2 protein-coding genes and 1 pseudogene are annotated in these 4,480 nt (G+C 57.2%); all 3 read left to right on the plus strand.

Going from position 1 to position 4,480, the window contains the following annotated elements:
• Window positions 1-115 precede the first annotated feature (115 nt).
• Window positions 116-2,005 (plus strand): tellurite resistance TerB family protein, encoded by a 1,890-nt coding sequence (locus IEG05_RS22835; protein ID WP_224742963.1) that lies wholly within the window; start codon window positions 116-118, stop codon window positions 2,003-2,005.
• The gene (locus tag IEG05_RS22840) at window positions 2,002-3,297 is read left to right on the plus strand and encodes an ATP-binding protein (protein WP_079329374.1); all 1,296 of its coding nucleotides are present in this window, start codon (window positions 2,002-2,004) and stop codon (window positions 3,295-3,297) included. The genes IEG05_RS22835 and IEG05_RS22840 overlap by 4 nt, the downstream gene beginning before the upstream one ends.
• Window positions 3,272-4,354, plus strand: a pseudogene (locus IEG05_RS22845) (DEAD/DEAH box helicase); the annotation flags it as partial. The gene IEG05_RS22840 and the pseudogene IEG05_RS22845, both read left to right, overlap by 26 nt.
• Between the last annotated feature and the right edge of the window lie 126 nt (window positions 4,355-4,480).

A 4,480-nucleotide genomic window follows, 5' to 3' on the forward strand; every position in this document is an offset into this window, starting at 1 on the left:
AGATCAACCGCAAGAGCGTGATCGTCCTGGCCGAGAACGGCACGAAACAGTACAAGGTCTCACCGGAATTGCTAAGGCCCCTTCGGGACGTAAAGTAAGTCCAGTACGTCGTGGAATGAACGCTTACGAGCGTCTCACCTCTTACTGGCCCAGTTACGACAGCATCTCTCCTGAGGCCCGCCGCGCATATTTGCAATGGCTATCCAGTGGTCGTAAGGCTCCGCATGCCAACATCGGCTACGTGTTCCTATTCTTCTACGGTCTTGAGCGTAGGGTTTTTGTCGACGCCAAGACGGATCAGGCTGCGGCGGGCGACATACCTATCATAATTGCCGAGGTAGAGCGGCTGCTCTCGATCTATGGCAAGAATAACTCCTTCAATAACTACGCCAGTCGCTTCGTAGACTTCCTCCGCCAAGGCCAAATACTCGCCAGGCGCTATCAAAAGGCGCCGCCGGCACCATTACCTTACGGCTACGAAATGCCTGTAGAGCTGCGTATTGGCCTGGGTCAGTTGGCGGCTGACAAGCAACCAATGCCGGCTGACTGGGCGTTGGCCTGGGTGCTGTCTGATCACAACGTCGGGAAGCGAACACCCGTAACCCGTTGTAAAGAAGCGTTCGCCCAGTTGTTCTGCATGCGCTACGAGGAACGTTATGGCGCCGGTATGGTGCTCCCTCAGAACAAGACCCGTCTGAGACTCCAATACAACACCGCTTCTGCGGGTCTACCACCCCAAGAACTGGATGGCCTATCCGGTATTCCTGACGTCACGGCGACTAGCGCAGCTCGGAAGAAGCTGCAGCAGTTGGTTGACGAATGCACGGTGCAGTTGGAGCCCTACAGTCGTTATCTCGGCCGCAACCCCGACACTCCTGATGCACTAGAAGGGCTGTTACAGCTGCCTGTAAACCTGTGGCCGCCAACAGCTCGAACAGCGCTCGCCGAGCTAAAGCAACGCATCGGCGACGGCATGGTGGTCATGAGCTTCGGTGAGCTGGCAGGACGACTGCAGAGTGCAGGTAGCCTGTCGCGAGAAAAGGTTCTGACGCTCGCCCGCGCGCTGGAGTCTTTACACATCGGTATCGAGCCGGATGTGCTGACAGGCAGCCGAACACCCAAGTCTGAGGACAATGTGGCGCTCTTTGCGACCCAGGCTGACGATGGTGATCTGCGGTCTTCGCCGGCTTATAGCGCCGCCTCTGTTACGTTGGACCTTGCTTGTGCTGTGGCTGCGGCCGATGGTGACACGTCGCCGCAGGAAATTATGCTGCTATCCCAGCATATAGACTCTTGGAGTCACCTGAGCGGTGCTCATCGGAAGCGCCTGAAGGCCCACCTGCGCCTGCAGCTTAACCAGCCACCAACCCTGCAGAGCCTGAAGATGAAACTGGAGCCCCTGGCCGAGCCGGCGAAGAGGGTTGTGGCGGCTTTTCTCGCTCACTTGGCGCAGGTCGACGGCGAGGTTAGTCCCGCAGAGGTGAAGTTGCTGGAGCGCGTCTACAAGACCCTGCAGCTGGATCCGCAATCGCTGTACAGCGACCTTCATGTGGCCTCCAGTGGCAGCTCCGTTGGCTCATCGCAGACAACGCCTTCCATACCCGGAGCAAGTCCGTCCAAGCCCGTTGGCGGATTTGCTCTGGACCAGGAGCGCATCGCTCAGCTGCAGCGTGAAACGGAACAGGTATCTGCGCTGCTGGCTCAGGTTTTCGTTGACGACAAGCCTGCTGAGCCAGATGACGTAGTTGTGGAAGAGACTGTTGAGGATACTTCCTCCATTTGTGGCTTAGACGCCGATCACTCAGCCTTCCTGCGTGTACTCGTATCCCGTACCGAGTGGTCTCATGACGAGTTGGAGGCCGTTGCAAGCGATATGGAGCTCATGCTCGACGGAGCATTGGAGCAGATCAACGACATGGCATTTGAGCATTTCGATATGCCAGTCACCGAGGGGGAAGACCCCTTCGAAGTCAACCCTGACATTATGGACAAATTACCGCTATGAGCAGCATCAGAGCCAAGGACCGCGATGCGGTCATCCAGTCCCTGCGCGCCGGCGTCGTTCCCCGTGCAGGCCAGCACCTGATTCAAGTGGGGCGTGTCGGGGAGCTGGAAGCACTCATCCGTGATGTGGAGCGCCTCGCGGAAAGCGGTTCCGCGTTCCGCGTAGTGATCGGTGAGTATGGTGCAGGCAAGACATTCTTCCTCAACCTGGTTCGTTCTATCGCGATGGAGCGCAAGCTCGTCACCATGCATGCCGATCTGAACCCGGATCGTCGTCTCCATGCTACTGGTGGCCAGGCTCGCTCGCTGTATGCCGAATTGGCCAAGAATATGTCCACCCGAACTAAGCCTGATGGCGGCGCTCTGCAAGGAATAGTCGAGAAATTCGTGGCACAGGCCAAGACGGAAGCCAAAGCGTCCGGCAAAGACAGTGAGGCTGTGATTCGCGAGCATCTAGACCAACTGACAGAGATGGTCAACGGCTATGACTTTGCTGATGTAATCGCGGCCTATTGCAAAGGCTTCGAAGAGGGTAACGAGCAGCTCAAGGCCGATGCTATCCGCTGGTTGCGTGGCGAGTTCACTACCAAGACAGATGCCCGCACCGCACTGGGGGTGCGAACCATCGTCGACGATGCGTCGGTCTACGATCAGCTCAAGCTGCTTGCTCGATTTGTTCGGTTGGCCGGCTTTAGCGGGTTGATGGTATGTCTCGATGAGCTGGTGAACCTGTACAAACTTTCCAACACCCAAGCTCGTAACGCTAACTACGAGCAGATTCTTCGTATCCTCAATGACTCCCTGCAGGGCTCTGCTGAGGGGCTTGGTTTTGTGTTGGGCGGTACACCCGAATTTCTCATGGATACTCGCCGCGGCCTCTACAGCTATCCGGCGCTGCAGTCGCGTCTGGCTGAAAATAACTTCGCCAAGTCCGGGCTGGTAGATCTGTCCGGCCCTGTCATACGCCTCACTAGCCTGAGACCTGAGGATTTCTACGTGCTGCTGCAGAAACTGCGTCATGTATACGCGGCAGGCGTGAACGAGCGCTATTTGCTACCCGACGAAGCATTGCCGCTGTTTATGGCCCACTGCAACCAGCGGATGGGTGAGGCCTACTTCCGTACCCCGCGGACGACCATTACCGCATTCATCAGCCTGCTAGCGGTGTTGGAGCAGAATCCTGACGCTGATTGGCGGACCCTGTTGGGTGCCGTGGAGATTGCACCGGATCGAGGCGGTGAGGCCGATATCCAAGTGGATGCGGACGATGAGCTTGCCACCTTCCAGCTCTGAATCGGTTGGCTTCGAACTCCTTGAGCCGCGAATCCAGCGCTGGATATGGACCGAGGGCTGGACCTCCCTACGCGATGCCCAGGAGCGTGCTATCCCTGCGCTCTTGGGGGCCGACCAGGATGTCATCATCGCGGCGGCTACAGCTGCAGGCAAAACCGAAGCCGCGTTTCTGCCCATCCTTACCAATCTCCTGCAGGACACGGAAAAGCCTGGGGCGGTGCTTTACATCAGCCCGCTGAAGGCTCTCATCAATGACCAGTGGGATCGTTTGGCGAGGCTTTGCGATGAGCTTGAGCTTCCTGTCATTGCTTGGCATGGGGATATCTCAGCGAGCCGCAAACATCGCTTCCTCAAGTCCCCGGAAGGCATTCTGTTGATCACGCCGGAGTCGCTCGAAGCTCTGTTCGTGAACAAGGGAACCAGCCTAGCGGGTTTGTTTGCCAACCTGCGGTACCTGGTGGTGGATGAGCTCCATGCCTTTATCGGCAGTGAGCGAGGCAAGCAGCTGCAGTCACTCATGCATCGTGTTGAAACAATCATTGATCGCCCCCTGCCCAGGGTTGGTCTTTCCGCCACGTTGGGCGACATGACGCTGGCTGCTGCCTTCTTGCGTCCCAATGCCCCTCATCATGTGTCGGTGATCGAATCCAAGGGTAGTGGCCAGATACTTAAGGTTCAGATCAGAGGGTATGTGGAGTCCAAGAAGGCGCTCCCGGTGCAGCCTGAAGGTGACGATGTTTTTTCTCCGGACCATGCCATCGCAGAGCATCTCTTTCAGGTGCTACGCGGCAGCAATAACCTGATCTTCCCCAACAGTCGAACTCAGGTTGAGTGGTTCGCTGACAATCTGCGGCGCCGTTGCGAGCAGGATGGTGTACCGAACGAGTTCTGGCCGCATCACGGCAGTTTGGCGAAGGACATTCGAGAGGAAACCGAGAAAGCGCTGAAAGCCGGTGACCGGCCTGCCACCGCAGTCTGTACTACCACGCTGGAGCTTGGGGTCGATATCGGCAGCATCAAGACGGTAGTGCAGATCGGGGCTCCGCCATCGGTAGCTATTAACCTGGCAAATAAATAGGGCATATTAGATAATCTGTCTCCATGAAAATAGATGCCCGTAAACTCAGCCCCCAAGAACAACGTGAAAAGCGCTCCACGGCCCTACGCATGCGTGAGCAGGGTT

This window comes from Stutzerimonas kunmingensis (assembly GCF_014764705.1).
Lineage (GTDB): Bacteria > Pseudomonadota > Gammaproteobacteria > Pseudomonadales > Pseudomonadaceae > Stutzerimonas.

What these genes read in the sequence shown, in the direction of transcription:
- IEG05_RS22835 (WP_224742963.1), top strand. Translation starts at nt 116, where the DNA reads ATGAACGCTTACGAGCGTCTCACCTCTTACTGGCCCAGTTACGACAGC.
- IEG05_RS22840 (WP_079329374.1), top strand. Translation starts at nt 2,002, where the DNA reads ATGAGCAGCATCAGAGCCAAGGACCGCGATGCGGTCATCCAGTCCCTG.